18 protein-coding genes are annotated in these 17,923 nt (G+C 65.5%); 10 read left to right on the forward strand and 8 right to left on the reverse strand.

Annotated elements, in window-relative coordinates; genetic code table 11:
* From VDP82_RS03585 to murB, 4 genes are all read left to right on the forward strand, one after another.
* A partial coding sequence (locus VDP82_RS03585; RefSeq protein WP_323013468.1) for a sensor histidine kinase occupies window positions 1-1,333 on the forward strand: 1,333 nt, incomplete at its 5' end.
* Window positions 1,330-1,773, forward strand: coding sequence for a response regulator (locus VDP82_RS03590; protein ID WP_323013469.1), 444 nt, complete (start codon window positions 1,330-1,332; stop codon window positions 1,771-1,773). The genes VDP82_RS03585 and VDP82_RS03590, both read left to right, overlap by 4 nt.
* A 1-nt stretch (window position 1,774) precedes the next feature.
* A complete protein-coding gene (locus VDP82_RS03595; protein WP_323013470.1) occupies window positions 1,775-2,815 on the forward strand; it encodes a histidine kinase dimerization/phosphoacceptor domain -containing protein in 1,041 nt (346 codons plus the stop codon).
* Window positions 2,816-2,900: 85 nt separating this feature from the next.
* Window positions 2,901-3,905: a UDP-N-acetylmuramate dehydrogenase gene (murB, locus tag VDP82_RS03600; protein WP_323013471.1), complete on the forward strand. Its 1,005-nt coding sequence runs from the start codon at window positions 2,901-2,903 to the stop codon at window positions 3,903-3,905.
* On the opposite strand, the gene VDP82_RS03605 is transcribed toward murB, so the two are convergent.
* The 8 genes from VDP82_RS03605 to VDP82_RS03640 form a co-directional block, all read right to left on the reverse strand.
* Complete coding sequence (locus VDP82_RS03605) at window positions 3,902-5,536, reverse strand: Na/Pi cotransporter family protein (RefSeq protein ID WP_323013472.1); 1,635 nt, start codon at window positions 5,534-5,536, stop codon at window positions 3,902-3,904. The genes murB and VDP82_RS03605 overlap by 4 nt on opposite strands.
* Window positions 5,537-5,637: 101 nt before the next feature.
* Window positions 5,638-6,456 carry an inositol monophosphatase family protein gene (locus VDP82_RS03610; protein ID WP_323013473.1) on the reverse strand — a complete coding sequence of 273 codons (819 nt, stop codon included), beginning with the start codon at window positions 6,454-6,456 and terminating at the stop codon, window positions 5,638-5,640.
* A complete protein-coding gene (locus VDP82_RS03615) occupies window positions 6,453-7,289 on the reverse strand; it encodes a glycerophosphodiester phosphodiesterase (RefSeq protein WP_323013474.1) in 837 nt (278 codons plus the stop codon). Before VDP82_RS03615 ends, VDP82_RS03610 begins: the two co-directional genes overlap by 4 nt.
* Window positions 7,290-7,291: 2 nt before the next feature.
* Window positions 7,292-8,329 (reverse strand): ABC transporter ATP-binding protein, encoded by a 1,038-nt coding sequence (locus VDP82_RS03620; protein WP_323013475.1) that lies wholly within the window; start codon window positions 8,327-8,329, stop codon window positions 7,292-7,294.
* A 12-nt stretch (window positions 8,330-8,341) separates the two neighbouring features.
* Window positions 8,342-9,163 (reverse strand): carbohydrate ABC transporter permease, encoded by an 822-nt coding sequence (locus VDP82_RS03625; RefSeq protein ID WP_323013476.1) that lies wholly within the window; start codon window positions 9,161-9,163, stop codon window positions 8,342-8,344.
* Between the two features lies 1 nt (window position 9,164).
* Window positions 9,165-10,046, reverse strand: coding sequence for an ABC transporter permease (locus VDP82_RS03630; protein WP_323013477.1), 882 nt, complete (start codon window positions 10,044-10,046; stop codon window positions 9,165-9,167).
* Window positions 10,043-11,194: an extracellular solute-binding protein gene (locus tag VDP82_RS03635; protein ID WP_323013478.1), complete on the reverse strand. Its 1,152-nt coding sequence runs from the start codon at window positions 11,192-11,194 to the stop codon at window positions 10,043-10,045. The genes VDP82_RS03630 and VDP82_RS03635 overlap by 4 nt, the downstream gene beginning before the upstream one ends.
* Window positions 11,195-11,603: 409 nt before the next feature.
* Window positions 11,604-12,620 carry a substrate-binding domain-containing protein gene (locus VDP82_RS03640; protein WP_323013479.1) on the reverse strand — a complete coding sequence of 339 codons (1,017 nt, stop codon included), beginning with the start codon at window positions 12,618-12,620 and terminating at the stop codon, window positions 11,604-11,606.
* Window positions 12,621-12,781: 161 nt separating this feature from the next.
* On the opposite strand from VDP82_RS03640, the gene VDP82_RS03645 reads away from it, so the two are divergent.
* From VDP82_RS03645 to VDP82_RS03670, 6 genes are read left to right on the forward strand one after another with little or no spacing between them, the layout of a single operon-like run.
* Window positions 12,782-13,675 (forward strand): metal ABC transporter substrate-binding protein, encoded by an 894-nt coding sequence (locus tag VDP82_RS03645; protein ID WP_323013480.1) that lies wholly within the window; start codon window positions 12,782-12,784, stop codon window positions 13,673-13,675.
* Window positions 13,672-14,493, forward strand: a complete 822-nt coding sequence (locus VDP82_RS03650; RefSeq protein WP_323013481.1) for a manganese/iron ABC transporter ATP-binding protein — start codon at window positions 13,672-13,674, stop codon at window positions 14,491-14,493. The genes VDP82_RS03645 and VDP82_RS03650 overlap by 4 nt, the downstream gene beginning before the upstream one ends.
* Entirely contained in the window at window positions 14,490-15,350 is an 861-nt protein-coding gene (locus VDP82_RS03655) for a metal ABC transporter permease (RefSeq protein ID WP_323013482.1), read from the forward strand. The genes VDP82_RS03650 and VDP82_RS03655 overlap by 4 nt, the downstream gene beginning before the upstream one ends.
* Window positions 15,347-16,189 (forward strand): metal ABC transporter permease, encoded by an 843-nt coding sequence (locus tag VDP82_RS03660; protein ID WP_323013483.1) that lies wholly within the window; start codon window positions 15,347-15,349, stop codon window positions 16,187-16,189. Before VDP82_RS03655 ends, VDP82_RS03660 begins: the two co-directional genes overlap by 4 nt.
* A gap of 30 nt (window positions 16,190-16,219) precedes the next feature.
* The gene (locus tag VDP82_RS03665; protein ID WP_323013484.1) at window positions 16,220-17,122 is read left to right on the forward strand and encodes an ROK family protein; all 903 of its coding nucleotides are present in this window, start codon (window positions 16,220-16,222) and stop codon (window positions 17,120-17,122) included.
* Window positions 17,119-17,838 (forward strand): copper homeostasis protein CutC, encoded by a 720-nt coding sequence (locus VDP82_RS03670; RefSeq protein WP_323013485.1) that lies wholly within the window; start codon window positions 17,119-17,121, stop codon window positions 17,836-17,838. Before VDP82_RS03665 ends, VDP82_RS03670 begins: the two co-directional genes overlap by 4 nt.
* The last annotated feature ends 85 nt before the right edge of the window (window positions 17,839-17,923 follow it).

Raw genomic sequence — 17,923 nt, forward strand, 5'->3', positions numbered from 1 at the left:
CAATAATCTGCGCATTGCCCTGCAGGAGATGGAATCGAGCCAGCGCGGTTTCCTCCTCACCCAGGACGAAGCCTATCTGGTCCCCTACAACGCCGCGCGCGAGCGCATCCTGCCCTATTATGGCCAGCTCACCCAGGCGGTGACCGACCTGCCCGCCTATCGGGACCGCGTCGAGGCCCTGGCGCCGGCCCTGGGCAACAAGCTCTCGGAGCTGGAGCAGACCATCACCCTGGTGCGCGAGGGGCGGGAGGCCGAAGCCCTGGCGCTGGTGGAGACCGATCAGGGCCGCCAGATCATGGAGGAGGCGCGCAGTCTCTTCGTCGAGATCATCAGCAATGCCGACGACGAGCTGATCCTGGGCGTGCAGGACCAGCGGACCAGCGCCGATACGCTGCGCTACGTCACCATCGTCGCCGGCATTCTCATCATCCTGGTCATCGGCGGCTCGGTGTGGACGGCGCTCAACTATACCCGCGACCTTCTGATGGCGCGGGCCGAGGTGGAAGCGCTCAACAGCGGGCTGGAGCAGCGGGTGAAGGAGCGCACCCAGGCGCTGATGAGCGCCAATGAGGAAGTGCAGCGCTTCGCCTATATCGTCACCCACGACCTGCGGGCGCCGCTGGTCAACATCATGGGCTTCACCAGCGAGCTGGACGAAACCATGAAGGCCATCCAGGCCTATGTCCTGGCCGACGGCAACCCGCTGAGCGAGCAGGAAATCCAGGCTGCGCGCACCGCCGCCCAGGAGGACATGCCCGAGGCCATCGGCTTCATCCGCTCTTCCACGCGCAAGATGGACGGACTCATCAACGCCATCCTCAAGATTTCACGCGAGGGCAAGCGCCCGCTCAAGCCCGAGACCGTCGACCTGAAGTCTCTGCTGGAGGCCAATCTTGCCACCATCCAGCACCAGATTCAGGCGGCGGACGGCATGTCGAGCCTTTCGGTCGGCGTGCCGGCCATTGTCTCCGACCGCCTTTCGCTCGAGCAGGTGGTGGGCAATCTGCTCGACAATGCCGTCAAATATCATGCGAGCGGGCGCCCGCTCGCGGTGGACATCGTTGTGGCGCCGGTTGCGGGCGGGCAGGTGCGCATCGATATCGCCGATAATGGCCGCGGTATCGCCCCCGAAGACCATCAGCGTGTTTTCGATCTTTTCCGCCGCTCGGGCCAGCAGGACAAACCCGGCGAGGGCATCGGCCTTGCCCATGTCCGTACCCTGGTGCGCAGCCTTGGCGGCGACATCACCCTGGCCTCCGCCCTGGGCGAAGGCACAACCTTTTCCATCCTTCTGCCGTTGGATGTCAGAACCATTGTCAGGACTGAGACATGAATAACGCCAGACCGGTTACCATCATCATGATCGAGGATGATGAAGGCCATGCCCGCCTCATCGAGAAGAATATCCGCCGGGCGGGCGTCGCCAATGAGATCGTCGCCTTCGCCAGCGGCACCGAGGCGCTGGGCTACCTGCTGGGCCCGGACGGCTCGGGGCTTGCCAGCGCCGGCCGCATGATGCTGATGCTGCTCGATCTCAACCTGCCCGACATGACGGGCGTGTCGATCCTGGAAAAGGTCAAGAACAATCCCCACACCCGCCGTACGCCCGTGGTGGTGCTGACCACCACCGACGACGAGCGCGAAATCCAGCGCTGCTACGATCTTGGCGCCAATGTCTACATCACCAAGCCGGTGGATTATGACGGCTTTGCCAATGCCATAAAGCAATTGGGGCTGTTCTTCTCCGTCATGCAGGTTCCGGAGACCGAATAACGTGCCCAATCGCGTTTTCCGGGCGCTGCAGATCGATGACGATGCGACGCTGGCGCGGCTGGTGGAAAAGGCCCTGACGCGACGCGGCTACAGCTACGAGCATGCCAACGATGCCGAAGCCGGGCTGGCGCGCATCGGCGAGGGCGGCGTGGATGTGGTCGTGCTCGATCATTTTCTCGATTGCGGCACCGGCATCGGCGTTCTCGAGCGCCTGGGCGGCGTGGCCAATGCGCCGCCGGTGGTCTATGTCACCGGCTCGCAGGAGCCGATGGTCGCCGTCGAGGCGCTCAAGGCCGGCGCGGCCGATTATGTGCTCAAGACCGCGGGCGGGGAATTCGTCGTGTTGCTCGTCAATGCCATCGAGCAGGCCATCGAAAAGACCCGCTTGCAGCGCCATAAGGAGCTGGCCGAGCAGCAGGTGCGCGTGGCGCGCGATCGGGCGGAAATCCTGCTCAGCGAGGTCAATCACCGCGTCGCCAATAGCCTGGCGCTGGTTGCAGCGCTGGTGCGCATGCAGGCAGCGGCCATTTCCGACCCGCATGCGCGCGAGGCGCTGACCGAAACCCAGGCCCGCATTTCGGCGATAGCGGGCCTGCATCGGCGTCTCTACACCTCCGAAGATGTGCGCTCGGTTTCCCTCGATTCCTATCTCCAATCGCTGATCGAGGAACTCGACACCACCATGCGCGCCGCCGGCAGCCCCGCCAGCGTCGTCACCGACCTCGCCCCGGTCGCCATCCTGACCGACAAGGCGGTTTCGGTCGGGGTCATCGTCACCGAATTGCTCACCAATGCCTATAAATATGCCTATCCCGACGAGGCGACCGGCCAGATCCGCGTATTGCTGCGTCGCGAGGCGGGCGGCGAGGTTCTGCTGGTTGTGGAAGACGATGGCGTGGGCTGGAACGGCACCGGGCCGGCCAAGGGCACCGGGCTCGGTACCCGCATGATCGCGGCCATGGCCCAGCAATTGGGGACGTCCATCCTTTATGGCGACGGCAGGGGCGGCACGCGCACGGTCATCCAGCTTCACGACGTCTGATAGCTTTTGCAGTGGTGAAAGAAGCCGGGAAGTTGCCGGCGGAATATGTTAGGAGCAATTTCGCTCCCTCCGCTTCGAATGTCCCATGCCGCTGATTTCCGATTTCGACCTGTCCGCCCACAATACGCTGGCTCTGCGCGCCCGCTCGCGCTTCGGGGCACTGCTGGATACGCCGGAGGCGGTGCCGGCCCTGTTCGAGGAGGCCGAGGCGAAGGGGCTGGCGGTGCGCCTTCTGGGCTCGGGCAGCAATGTGGTGCTTTCGCCGGAATTCGACGGCGTCACGGCGCTGATGACCATTGCGGGCCGGGCGATCCTTTCTGAGGACGAAACCGGTGTGCTCATTGAAGTGGCAGCCGGTGAAATCTGGCACGATTTGGTCGCCTGGACGGTGGGGCAGGGGCTGGGCGGGCTGGAAAACCTTGCCGGCATTCCCGGCACAGCCGGTGCGGCGCCGGTGCAGAATATCGGCGCCTATGGGGCCGAAGTGGCGGATGGCTTCGAGTCCCTCCTCGCCTATGACCGGGTGGCAGGAGATATGCGCCGCCTGACCCGTCCCGAAATGGCCTTCGGCTATCGCGACAGCCTTCTCAAGCAGCAGCCGGGGCGCTTCGTGGTGGTGAGCCTGCGCCTGCGCCTCTCCCGGCCCTGGCAACCCAATCTGCGTTTTGCCGGCCTTGCCGAATTGGCCGGCAGCGCCGGGCTCACCCCCTTGCAGGTGATGGACCGCGTGGTGGGCCTGCGCCAGTCCAAGCTGCCCGACTGGCGCACTCATCCCAATGCCGGCTCCTTCTTCAAGAACCCCATAGTGGAAGAGGCCGAGGCTGCGCCGGTTCTGGCCGAATTCCCCGGCGCGCCAGCCTTTGCCCAGCCTGGTGGGCTGGTCAAGCTCTCGGCGGGCTGGCTGATCGAGCAAAGCGGGCTCAAGGGCTTCACGCTTGGTCCGGTGGGCATTTCCGCTCGCCACGCGCTGGTGGTGGTCAATCATGGTGGCGGCAGCGCCGACGACATCAGGGCGCTGGCCGCGCATGTACGCGCCACCGTCGTTGCCCGCTTCGGCGTTACGCTCCACGAGGAGCCGGTATTTCTTTAGCCCTGTTGCGCGGTCTGGCGCAGCACCGGATAGGCGACGCTGGCCAGAAGCGAATTGATGGTCTTGAAGGCGCGAACCGTTTCCAGGTGAATATTGCTGGTGGCGATGGATTGCTGCGCCCCATCACGCAGCCGCGCCAGATGCTCGGCGGCGCTGGCCCGCCCGGCATCGCCCATCGAGGCCTTCTGGGCCAGCAGCAACTCGGCCGAGGCGCGGTCTTCCGACATCAGCACGTTGAGCGCCAGATGCAGGTTTTCCACCACCCGGTAGTGCAGGTCGTTGAGCTCGCGCCAGCCGGCGGCGGAGAACTTCACCTTCTGCTCGCTGCGCGTCTCGGCCAGCTTGACCAGCGTCTTGACCACCGCATCTCCGACATATTCCAGGTTGATGGCGAATTGCGCCAGCTCCTGCCCGCGCATGGCCTCTGGCCCATCGGGCTGGGGGTAGCGGATGCGCGACAGATAGAGCTTGATATCGGATTGGGCGGCGTTGACCGCATGCTCCAATTGTTTGATTTCACGGATCTTTTCGGGGTCTGCCGATTCATAGAGCTCCATGATCGGCTCAAGCATCCGCTCCACCACTTCGGCCATGCGCAAAAGCTCGCGCTTGGCGCTGGCCAGGGCCAGCGGTGGCTGGCCGATCAGCCGATCATCCAGCCGAACCGGCGAAATACGCCGCGCCTCGGCCTCGCCGGCCGGGCTGCGCACCAGCCATTCGGTGAGCCTGGCCATGGGTCGGGTGAGGGGCAGCGCCACCACCAGCAGGATGACGTTGTAAGCCAGGTGGAAATTGACGATCTGGCGGGCGGCGTCGGGGCCGAGATAGGCGCCGGGGATGTGGCTGAGCCAGAGCAGGCCCAGCAGCACGATGGCCAGCGCGCTGCGGAACAGCAGATTGCCCAGCGTCAGCCGCCGCGCTACGGCGGTGCCGGTTCGGGTGAGAACGTAGGCGATGAGGCCGCTGCCGATATTGGCGCCCAGCACCAGGGAGGCGCCCAGCTCGAACGGCACCAGCCCCTGCACCGCCAGCGTCACCACCAGCAGCACGAAGGCAACGCTGGAATGGATGAGCCAGGTAAAGGCGGCCGCCAGAAGGAAAGCGGTGAAAGGATCGCCGGCGAGATAGGCGACGATGCCCGGCAGCATCGGGGCGTCGCGCAGCGGCAGGGTCGATTGCCCGATAAGCTGGAGCGAGATGAGGATGAGCCCGATGCCCATCACCACCCGGCCCAATTGCCGGACGTCGCGGTTGCGCCCGCGCAGGAACATGGTGCCGCCCACCAGCAGCAGCAGCGGCATCAGCCATTCGGGATTGATGCTGAGGAACTGCACCACCAGCGCCGAGCCCAGATCGGCGCCCAGGAGGGTCGCTAAGCCCAGGGAAAGGCTCAGCTTTCCGCTGGCGGCGAAACCGGCGGCCAGGAGCGCCACGGCGGTGGAGCTTTGCAGCAGCATAGCCACGCCCGCGCCCAGACCGGCCATGCGCAGCGTTCCGCGCCCGCCCTGGCCGAGCAGGCGTTGCAGCACGGCCTTTTGCGAGCGCTCCATACCGGTGCGTACCATGCGCGTTGCCCAGAGCAGCAGCGTCACCGCGCCGGCGATATGCAGCAAGACAAGATAGATATTCATTTCTTCCAGGCCAAAGCCTGCCCAGGAAACAAGTTTGTACGATGATTCGAAGTGAGCGCCGCCCCCGGCAATCACCTTATATTACAAACTTCTAGGCCAATCTATGGCCCTTTGGGTTCCTTGCGGGGCACGGCGGCCAATTGCTCGACCAGATAGGCATGGGTCGCGGGGTTGGCGACGATCAGCGTGCCGGTCTTTTCGTAGATGTCGGGGCCTCGGCCCCACCAGTCGGTGACGATGCCCCCGGCCTCCTGAACCAGAAGGATGCCGGCGGCGGTGTCGACAAAGCCGGTTTCCTCGAAATAGCCGGTCAGGCGCCCGCAGGCGACATAGGCGCAGCTATTGGCGGCGCTGCCCACCACACGCACCGCGCCAATGGGCGCGCGGATGGCGTCGAGGCGAGCGTAAGCCCCTGGATATAATGAGAGATTCGGGGTGGGCAGCCCGGTCCCGACGCACATCATGGCCACATCGGTGGAGCGGCTGACATGCAGGCGCTCGCCATTGAGCCAGGCTCCGCCGCCCAGGCGGGCGGTGAACATCTCGTCGGCCACCGGATTATAGACGAGGCCGCACAGGGTTTCGCGCCCGCGACGCAGGGAAATGGTGATGGTGTAATGCTGGCCGTAGATAAAATTCGTAGTGCCATCAATGGGATCGACCAGCCAGCGGTGCTCGGGGTCCTCCCCCTCGACGGGAGCGAACTCCTCGCCGGTAAGGCTCCAGCCGGGATAGCGCGAGAGCAGGCGGTCGCGGATCAGGGTTTCCGAATCGCGGTCGGCATCGGAAACGAAGTCGCCCGGCCCTTTGACCCCGATCTCCAGATCGCGGAAATGCTTGAAATGCTCGAGGGTTAGCGCGCCGGCCTCGCGGGCGGCCGAGACCATGTCGTCGAGAACTGCGTCGTAATTGATGGTCATGATGCTAGGGCCGCTGCCAGCCCCTCCGGGTCGTCTGTGGTGATCTGGTCGACCTTGAGCGCAAGCAGGCGGTCGACCTTGGGAAGTGATTGGGAATCAACGGTTTTTATCGTCCAGGCATCGACCTTGCGGCCTGCGTCATGGACGGCGCCGATCATGTCGAAGCCGGCGCGGTCGGCCTCCAGCACGATCTCGTGGTGCAGATAGATGAAATCGGCCTCTGGCGCGGTGTCGAGCGCCTCGGAAATGAAGCGGGCATGATCGCCATCGGCTTGCAGCCGGGCCAGGGATTGCCCGTAGCAGGGGTCATACCCCTGTTTTAGCATCGGGGTGCTTTGCGTTAACAGACTGATAGCATCGAAGTCCCCTCCGGACACGATCATGTAACGCGAGAGGGGGCCAATGTTAGCGGAAAACCCCGCGACGGTGGCGGGATCGAGCGCGGCCAGATCTTCCTTGAAATCAAGCTGGAGCAAGGCGCCCTCGCGCGGCGGATGGGCCGTGAGGAGCGCGCAAAGGTCTTCGAGCAGCATCACCCGGTCGGCGAGCGGCGCGCCGTCTTCGCCGCGCAGATGCAATTGGCGCAATTGCGCGGCAGAGGTCTGGCGCACCAGGCCCGTGCCGGTGGTCTCCTGCTCGAGGCTGAGATTGTGCAGGATAGCGCAGCCATGATCGGCGTGGATAACCAGGTCGACCTCGACGCTGGCGCCCAGCGCCATGCCTTCGAGAATGCGGGCGCCGGTAAAGGCCGGATCGCCTGCCCGACGCCGGCCGCGATGCCATTTGAGCCAGGTGCGATGCCCGCCCCGCTCGATGGCGATGGGAGAAGTCATTTCTATCCCCGGTATATCTGGGCGTTGTCGCGATAGGCGGCGACGGCGCGGGGCGTGAGGTGCACGCCCTGGCCGGGCTGGAACAAATCGGGATGCGACACCATCGACTTGAGGCGCGTGCCGTCGCCCAGGTCGAGATCGACCAGGCCATGGGTGCCATAATCGGTGACGCGGTGGACATGGGCCTCGCCATCGGCGGCCGCGGCAATCTCAAGCGCCTCGGGGCGCACGGCCAGAATGGCGGCGCCATCGGCCACCGGCAGGGGCACGCGCATGCCCGGCCGGGTGAAGACGCCATTGGCCACCTGACCCTCGATGAGGTTCATGGTGCCGATGAAGCCGGCGACGAAGGGCGTCTTGGGATCGCGATAGACCATGTCGGGCCGGTCGATCTGCTCGGTGCGCCCGTCGCGCATGACCACGATGCGGTCGGCCATGGAGAGGGCCTCGTCCTGCCCATGGGTGACGAAGAGCGTGGTGATCTTGAGGCGCTGCTGGATGTCGCGCACCTCCTCGCGCAGCCTCTCGCGCAAATGCTGGTCGAGGCTGGCGAAGGGCTCGTCCAAGAGCAGGATCTTGGGTTCGAGCACCAGCGAGCGGGCCAGCGCCACGCGCTGCTGCTGGCCGCCGGACAACTGGGTGACCTGGCGCGTGCCATAGCCGCCCAGCCCCACCAGTTCGAGCACGTTCTCCACCCGCCGCTTGATCTCATCGGCGGGAACGCGGCGCAGCTTGAGCCCGAAGGCCAGGTTCTTGAACACATTCATATGCGTCCACAGCGCATGGCTCTGGAACACCATGCCGGTGGGGCGCTTTTCGGGCGGCAGATAGGTGATGTCCTCGCCATCGATGGTGATGAGGCCCGAGGAGGGGCGCTCGAAGCCCCCGACCATGCGCAGCAGGGTGGACTTGCCCGAGCCCGAGGGCCCCAGCAGGCAGACCAGCTCGCCGTTCGCCACATCGAGCGAGAAGGTGTCTACGGCCACGACATTGCCGGCGGCGAAGACCTTGGTGACGTCGGAAATCTTGAGAACGGACATGATGGGTATTTCCTAGCCGCCGAAACCGCGGGCGAAGGAGCCCCCGTTGATGACGCGGCGGGCGAACAAAAGGGCGATGAAGGAGGGCACCCAGAGCAGCACCGAGAGCACGGCGCCATACTGGATGACGGGCTGGTTGTTGATGAAGGAAATCATCAGCACCGGCAGGGTGCGCACCTGCGGCGCTCCGATGAGCCAGGCCCCTTCGGTTTCATAGAACGTGCCCACGAAGCTCAGCAGCACGGCGGCGGCGATGGTCGGCCCGGCCTGGGGCAGGGTGATCGACCAGAAGACGCGCAGCGGCGAGGCGCCGACATCGCGGGCAGCTTCTTCCATGCGCCGGTCCACCGACTGGAAGGCGGCCACCGGAATCCAGATCATGAACATCAGCGTGCCCACGAGCTGGATCAGCGCCACGCCCCAGAAGGTGCCGATGAGGTTGAGCTGGAGAAAAATGCCGGCAATGGCGACCAGCAGCCCGAATTTGGGAAAGGCATGGCCGGCCAGGAACGAGAAGAAGAGGATGTTGCGGCCCGGAAAATCGAGCCGGGCGAAGGCATAGGCTGCCGGCAGGCAGATGACGGCAGACGCCGCCGTCACCACCGCCGAGAGCGACAGGCTCATGGTGATGGAGTTCCACACATCGGCGCGGGCCAATGTCTGGTTCCAGAATTTCAGGCCGAATTCCTGCGGGATGACGGACGGGTAGCGCCACACATTGGTGAAGGCCCATGTGCCCACCACCACCAGCGGGACGACGATGACCAGGGTGAGAACCAGCGCGAAGACGATGCCGATCCAGTCGATATTGCGTTTGGCAAGGGCTGTCGTCATGTCAGGGCGTCCTGTTGCGGGCGACCGAGCGCACATAGAAAAGGCCGAACAGGATGCAGAAGCCGAAGGTCACCACCGCCTGGGTGATGGCATTGGTCGGATCGTAAAGATCGCGGAAGGTGCGCTGCATGAACGGGCCCATCATTTCCGGCGCGGCCGGGCCCAGGATATAGGGCAGGGTGAAGGCCGAGAAGATGCCGAGCACGGCAAAGGAAATGGCCACCAGGATGGAATTGGAGATGCGCGGCAGGATGATGTACCAGAGCACGGCCAGCCGGCCGGCACCGACATCGCGCGCCGCCTCGATGGATTGGTTGGACACATTGCCCAGCCCCGCCAGCAGGATGAGGACGGTCAGGGGGATATTGTCCCAGACCAGCCCGATCACCGGCCCCCATGGGGTGAGATAGGGCGACTTGATCTTGGGCAGGCCCACCGCATTGAGCAGCAGATCGGTCGCGCCATTGGGCCCCAGCACGCGGATGAAGGCGAAGGCCAGGATGATGGAGGGCACGAACATCGGAAAGATGGCCAGGCCCTGCACATAGGCGGAAACCTTGCTGTCCGAAAAGCGCAGGTAAAGCGCGATGGGCAGGCACACCACCAGCAGCAGCACGGCGCAGACCCCGGTGGTCCACAGCGTCAGCGACAGATTGCCCAGGCTGTAGGCATCGGAAAAGAAGAATTTATAGGTCTCGACGGAGAAGGCGTGGCCGCCATTGTCCGTGGGCATCCACAGGGTCTGGATGACGGCCGAGATGATGGGCCAGATGACCAGCCAGACGACGAGAAAGACGGGCACGGCCACGAGCAGGAGGCCAATGGGCCTCCTGCCTTGCGTGGGCGCGGGCGCGAGAGCCGCGCCAGCGGTTTCGGTGGTCACGAGTTCGGATCCACGCCCGGAGCGACGGTGCGGTACCAGCCTTCGCTGATGGCCTTTTCCCAGGCGCCGCCGGGGAAGACCGGGATCGAGGTGGGAATGACGTCGGCGAAGCGCTCGCGCAGGGCCGGATCGACATAATCCCAGGATACGCCCGGGAAGCCGCCCAGCTCGGTGAGCACGGCAGACTGGATTTCCTCGGAGAGGATGAAGTCGGCCAGCTTGAGCGCCGCCTCCTTGTTGACGCCGTTGGACAACACGGTGATGCGCGAGAAGCCGCCGGGCAGGCCCAGGTCCTGAAGCTGGACGAGGCCGGTGGTCTCGGGCAGCACGCCCTGTTCGATCGCCGAAAGCGCCTGGTCGGACCAGGCCGGGATCATGGTCACGGCCGACTGGCCGAGCAGTTGCAGCGACTGGGTGTTGCCCGAGGTGTAGGCGCCGCCATCGAACAGCGAGGGCGCGATGTCGTTGAGGATGGCCCAGGCCGGGGCCAGAGCTGCTTCGCCGGCCTCGGGGGTGTAGTTGTCCACCTTGAACTTGCTGGTGTCCTGGCCATTGGCTTCATAGATGGCGCGGCGCACGAAATTCAGGCCCGAGCCGCCCTTGTTGGGACGGTTGTAGATGAACTGGCCGGGATTGGCCTTGATCCAGGCGACCAGCGCCGGCCAGGTCTTGGGAACGTCGGCCGCGGCCAGCTTGGTGGTGTCATAGGCCAGCAGCACCTGGGAGGCGCGGTAGGGCAGGTTCTGCGGGATATCCAGGCCAAGCGGGTTGAGCTTGGAATAGTTGGAGAGCCCGGCTTCGGCGAAATTGACCCAGAGGCCCTTTTCCAGAGCACCGACCGGCTGGCGGGCATCGAACCCCTCGAAGAAGTCGGCCTGCGGATCGGCGCTGGTGCCCAGGGCGGCAAGCCCGCGCTCGGCGATGGCCTGAAGCCCGGCATTGTCGCCGCCATCGATGAGGTTGATCTTCAGGTCCGGATTGGCGGCCTCGAATTTGGGCTGCACGATATTGGTCCAGAAATCGAGGATGTTCTGGTCGGAGCTGGTGTACCAGTCGATCGTGCCCTCGGCCGCGAACGACATGCGGGGCAGCATCACCATGCCGACGGCGGTGCCGGCAGCCGAAATCATGAATGTACGGCGTTTCATATCTAACTCCCATCTTGACGGCTCCCGGAGCCGTCGCGCTTTCCATGCCGGTCGCGGAGGTGGATAACGACCCTTCGGCCTATGGCGAACCGGACCGGCGCCGGCGCGTCCACCCCATGGGCTCCTCCCTCACCGCGATGCCGAGGCAAGGGCCTGCCCAATCTTGTGCCGGGTTCGGTCCTGCCGCGAGACGCGTCGCGTGCATCAGACAACACCCAATTAGGATTGCACACAAGTGCATTTGTAAAAAATTCTGGAAAATGGTGTTACGGACATTCCGTAACGGTTTGATGACAGCGGGTTGTTGCGCACGTGTGCAATGGGCGGCGGGGCCTGGAAAGCACCGGGGCCGCGCGGCCTGGCGGAGAGTTTTCCACAGCCGCGCGGGCACTGCAAGCGGCGGGGCCGGTCAGGCGGACGGGCCGGGGCGCACCGAGCGGCGCCAGCGCGGCGCGGGGGCGTAGAGGCGGCGCTCTATGCCCGCCGCCTCGGGATGGAGCAGAAGATGCACCACATGCTCGGCCATGTCGGCCAGCGGCTGGGCGAAGGTGGTGAGCTTGTAGGAATCCCAGCTGGCCTGCTCGATGTCGTCGAAGCCGACAATGCACAGATCCTCGGGAATGCGCAGGCCGAATTCATGCCGCGCCGCATCCATGAAGCCCAGCGCCAGCAAATCGGTGACGCAGAAGACGCCATCGGGGCCGTTCGAGCGCCCGAAAAGCTGGCGCGCCGCCTCGAAGCCCGAGGCATAGGAGGTGGGGCCGGTCTCGGTGACGCTGGCCGGAATGCCCTCGGCGGCGGCGATATCGAGAAAGACGTCGGTGCGCTCGCGCAGGCTGGCGGTGCGCGCCGTGGAGGTGATGACGCCCAGCCGCTTGCAGCCGGCCCGGCGCAGCAGGAAAAAGGCCTCGCGGCCCGCCATGGCATTGTCCACGCCCAGATTATGGCTGCCCATCAGCTGGTCGTCGCGGTTGATCAGCACCACCTGCTGGCCATTGGCAAGGCACGTTTCCACCAGCGAGGCGGGCGGCGCGCCCGAAAGCACCACGGTGGCGTCGGCGCGGTCATGGAGCGGCTGGCGCAGCGCCAGCGACACGCTTTCGATGGTGGATTCGGTGTTGATGACCATGGTGATCTTGCCCGCCGCCTGCAGCTTGCGGGTCAATTCGTCCACCATGCGGGCGCGGATGGGGGTGACGATGTCCGAGACCACCAGGCACACGATATTGCTGCGCTCGCGCAGGCCGCGCGCCAGGTGATTGACGTGGTAGCCCAAGGCGCCCGCCGCCTCCAGCACCTTGGCGCGCGTCGCCTCCGAGACGCTGGCGCCATCGGTGAAGGTGCGCGACACGGCCGAGCGCGATACGCCCGCCCGCTCGGCGACCATTTGCGCACTGACAAAGGATGGAGGTTTCGGATCGCTCATTGTTGCTGCTGCCAGCCGGGGTGGGGGCGATATTGGGACGAAACGCCGCCGCGTCAAGGCGAAAGGCGGTTTGCCGGCCCTTGTTGCAAATCATTCCTACTTGCAGATGGTTGCGGAATGCGTTACGCAAATGCAAATCACTCGCAACAATGGAGAGAGACATGACGCGATGGAAGCGGGCAGGAATTTTGGCGCTGGCGGCGATGCTGGCCCTGTCCGGCGCGGCGTCGGCGGCGGAAAAATTCAAGGCGGTGACCACCTTCACCGTCATCGCCGACATGGCGCGCAACGTCGCCGGCGACGCGGCGGAGGTGGAATCCATCACCAAGCCCGGCGCTGAAATCCATAATTACCAGCCCACCCCCGGCGACCTGCAACGCGCCCAGGGCGCGGATTTGATCCTGTGGAACGGGCTCAACCTGGAATTGTGGTTCGAAAAATTCTTCCGCACCCTCAAGGACGTGCCTTCGGTGGTGGTTTCGGACGGCGTCGAGCCCATGGGCATCGCCGAAGGCCCCTATAGCGGCAAACCCAACCCGCATGCCTGGATGTCGCCCAGCGCCGCGCTGATCTATGTCGACAATATCCGCGACGCCTTCGCCCGATATGATCCGGAAAATGCCGCCCTCTATGCCGCCAATGCCGAAGCCTACAAGGCGAAAATCACCGCTGCCATCGCGCCCATCCGCGCCGAGCTGGAAGCGCTGCCGGCGGACAAGCGCTGGCTGGTGACCAGCGAGGGAGCCTTTTCCTATCTCGCCCGCGATTTCGGCCTCAACGAGCTGTTCCTCTGGCCGATCAATGCCGACCAGCAGGGCACGCCCCAGCAGGTGCGCAAGGTGATCGACGCCATGCGCGAACACCGGATCGGGGTGATCTTTTCGGAAAGCACGGTGTCGGCGGCGCCGGCCCAGCAGGTGGCCCGCGAGACCGGCGCGCGCTATGGCGGCGTGCTCTATGTGGATTCGCTGACCGAAGCCGACGGCCCGGTGCCCACCTTTCTCGACCTGCTCTCGGTGACTTCGGCCACCATTGCCCAGGGACTGGCGCAATGAGCGGCATCAGGGTTTCGGACGCCACCGTCACCTATCGCAACGGCCATACGGGCTTGCGCGACGCCAGCTTCGAAATTCCCACCGGCACCATCGCGGCGCTGGTGGGGGTGAACGGGGCCGGCAAGTCCACGCTTTTCAAGGCCATCATGGGCTTTGTCAGGGTCGCCAAGGGCGAGATCCGCGTGCTCGACCGGCCCGTCGCCGAGGCGCTGCGGCAGAATCTAGTCGCCTATGTGCCGCAGGCCGAGGAGGTGGACTGGAACTTCCCCGTGCTGGTGGAGGACGTGGTGATGATGGGGCGCTATGGCCATATGGGCCCGCTGCGCATCGCCCGTCCCGCCGACCGCGAGGCGGTGAGCGCGGCGCTGGCCCGCGTCGACATGCTGGAGTTGCGCAAGCGCCAGATCGGGGAACTCTCGGGCGGGCAGAAAAAGCGCGTCTTTCTTGCCCGCGCCCTGGCCCAGGACAGCCGCGTCATCCTGCTCGACGAGCCCTTTACCGGCGTCGACGTCAAGACCGAGGAACAGATCATCGCCCTGTTGCGCCAATTGCGCGAGGAGGGGCGGGTGATGCTGGTCTCGACCCATAATCTGGGCTCGGTGCCCGAATTCTGCGACCGCACCATATTGGTCAAGGGCACGGTGCTGGCCTCGGGGCCGACCGCGGAGGTGTTCACCCGCGACAATCTCGAACGCGCCTTTGGCGGCGTGCTGCGCCATGTGGTGCTCGAAGCGGGCCCTGAAGGACGGCCCCGGCCGCTGCGCGTCTACAGCGACGACGAGCGCCCGCTGGTGCTCGACGCGCGGGAGCCGCGATGATGGCGCTGCTGCTCGAACCCTTTTCCTATGGCTATATGGTCAACGCCATGTGGGTCTCGGCGCTGGTCGGGGCCGTGTGCGCCTTTTTGTCCTGCTATCTGATGCTCAAGGGCTGGTCGCTGATCGGGGACGCGCTTTCGCACGCCATCGTGCCGGGCGTGGCCGGCGCCTATATGCTGGGCCTTCCCTTTTCCATCGGCGCCTTCTTTTCCGGCGGGCTGGCGGCGGCGGCCATGCTGTTTCTCAACCAGCGCACCAAGCTGCGCGAAGACGCCATTATCGGGCTCACCTTTTCGGGCTTTTTCGGCCTCGGGCTGTTCATGGTGTCGCTTTCGCCGGTGGCGATCAACATCCAGACCATCGTGCTGGGCAATATCCTGGCCATTACCCCCGCCGACACGCTGCAACTGGCGATCATCGGCCTGGTCTGTCTGGCCATTTTGCTGGTCAAGTGGAAGGATTTGATGGTCAGCTTCTTCGATGAGAACCATGCCCGCTCCATCGGGCTCAATCCGCAGGCCTTGCGGGTGCTGTTCTTTACCCTGCTCTCGGCCTCGACCGTGGCCGTCATGCAGACCGTGGGCGCGTTTCTGGTGATCTGCCTGGTGGTGACGCCCGGCGCCACCGCCTATCTGCTGGTCGACCGCTTTCCGCGCCTTTTGCTCATCGCGGTGGCCATCGGCACGCTGACCTGCTTTGTCGGCGCCTATGCCAGCTATTTCCTCGACGGGGCCACCGGCGGCATCATCGTGGTGCTGCAAACCGGGCTGTTCCTGCTCGCCTTCTTCCTCGCGCCGCGCCATGGCCTGCTCGCCGCGCGCCGCCGCGCCGCAAAGGCGGTGGAGAACCAGCCATGAGCCTCATGGAAACCCTGCTGCTGCCCTTCCAGTTCGACTTCATGGTCAATGCGCTGCTGATCGCGGCGCTGGTGGCCGTGCCCATGGCGCTGCTCTCCTGCTTCGTGGTGCTCAAGGGCTGGTCGCTTCTGGGCGACGCCATTTCGCACGCGGTTTTTCCCGGCGTGGTGATCGCCTATATGGTCGGGCTGCCCTATGCCATCGGCGCCTTCATTGCCGGCATGTTCGCCGCCATCGCCAGCGGCTATCTGGGCGACAACAGCCGCATCAAGCAGGACACCGCCATGGGCGTGGTGTTTTCCGGCATGTTCGGGCTGGGGCTGGTGCTCTATGTCAAGATCCAGTCCGATGTGCATCTGGACCATATATTGTTCGGCGACATGCTGGGCGTGGGGCCGGGCGATATCGGCCAGTCGCTGCTGATCGGGCTGGCCACCGTCGCCATTATCGGGATCAAATGGAAGGATTTCCTGCTCCATGCCTTCGACCCCGGCCAGGCCCGCGCCATGGGCCTGCGCACCGGCTGGCTGCATTACGGGCTCTTGGCGCTGATCGCCCTCACCATTGTCGGGGCCTTGCAGGCGGTGGGCATTATCCTGGCCATTTCGCTGCTGATCGCGCCGGGGGCTATCGCCTTCCTGCTCACCAAACGCTTCGGCACGATGCTGGTGCTGGCCATGGCCATTTCGCTGCTGGCGGCGCTGGCGGGGGTGTATCTCTCCTTCTTCATCGACAGCGCCCCCGCGCCTACCATCGTGCTGCTGCTTTCGGCTCTGTTCGTGCTCGCCTTCGCCATATCGGCATGGCGGGGGGCGCAGGTCTATAAAGCTGTGCTATGACGCCCCGATCGCGTTACCGGGAAAGCCTTCATGCTGATCTGTTTCGATATTGGCGGCACCAGCATCAAGGCGGCGCGCGCCACCGCCCCGCAGGCGCTGACGCCGCTGGGCCGCAAGCCAACGCCGCGTGACGATTTTGCCGCCTTCGTGGCGGTGCTGGAAGGCTTTCTGGGCGAGACGCCGGCGCCGGTGGCCATTTCGGTGACCGGGGTGATCGATCCGCGAAGCGGGCTGGCCACCGTCGCCAATATTGCCTGCATCGACGGGCGCAACCTGGCCGGCGATCTGCAAGCGGCGCTGGGCCGCCCCGTGATCGTGGCCAATGACGCCGATTGCTTCGCGCTGGCCGAGGCCCATGCCGGGGCTGGGCGGGGGCATGAGGTGGTGTTCGGGGCCATTCTGGGCACCGGGGTCGGCGGCGGCATCGTCGCCGGGGGAAGGCTGTTTCGCGGCGCGGGCGGGCTGGCGGGCGAATGGGGCCATGGTTCCATCACCGCCACCAGGCTGAGCGTGCCGCCCTATGATTTGCCGCAATTCGAATGCGGCTGCGGGCAGCGCGGCTGCGTCGATACGGTGGGCGGCGCGCGCGGGCTCGAAAAGCTGCACCGCCATATCCATGGGGCGGAATTGGAGAGCACCGCCATCATTTCTGCCTGGACCGGCGGCGACGCGGCGGCGGGGGAAACTCTTTCGGTCTATCTCGAACTGGTGGCCCAGCCGATGGCGCTGGCGGTCAATATCGTCGGGCCCGACATCATTCCGGTGGGCGGCGGGCTGGGCAACAGCACCGAACTGGTCGCGGCGCTGGACGGGGAAGTGCGCCGCCGCATCTTGCGCAAGCTGGACCGCCCGCTGGTGGTGCCGGCACAACTGACCGTCGATGCCGGGCTGATCGGGGCGGCGAGCCTGGGATTTTCGGAGGGGCTGGCATGACGCTGCTCGAAATCTGCGTCGACGACGCCGCCGGGCTCGACGCGGCGCTGGCCGGTGGCGCCGACCGGATCGAACTCTGCGCGGCGCTGGAACTGGGCGGGCTGTCGCCGACGCCGGGCCTGGTGGCGCTGGCGGCAAAAAAAGCCCGTTCCGCCCGCGCCATGGTGCGGCCGCGGCCGGGGGATTTTGTTTTCAATGCGGGCGATATGGCGGGGATGCTGGCCGAGATCGCCGCCATCCGCGCCACCGGCATCGAGGGGGTGGTGCTGGGGGCGAGCCTGCCCGATGGCCGGCTCGATGTCGAAACGCTGGCGGTGCTGGCCAAGGCGGCCGAGGGCATGGGGCGGACCCTGCATCGCTGCATCGACCTCGTGCCCGACATGGCGGAGGCGGTGGAGACGGCGGTGGCGCTGGGGTTCGACACCATCCTTACCTCGGGCGGGGCCCTGTCGGCGCCCCAAGGGCTGGACGCGCTGGAACGGGCGCATAGGGTGGCGGCCGGGCGGCTCACTATCATGGCTGGAGCCGGCGTCAATGCCGTGACTGCCCCGCAGATCCTGGCGCGGGTAAGGCTGGGGGCGCTGCATGGCTCCTGCTCGGAGCCGGCCCCGGAACCGGGGGAAAAGGCGCAGAGGCTGGGTTTCGCCAGCCCCCTGCGGCGCATGACCAGCACCACCCGGGTCGCGGCGCTGAAGGCAGCGATTCAGGCCGGCTGAAGCTGGTCGAGCAGTTTTTGCCCGAGGCGCAGACTGGCGCCGGTGGCTTCGAGCATGGGCGGCAGGGTGAGCCATTCCAGCGTCC

It is taken from the genome of Devosia sp. (assembly GCF_034675085.1).
GTDB lineage: Bacteria > Pseudomonadota > Alphaproteobacteria > Rhizobiales > Devosiaceae > Devosia.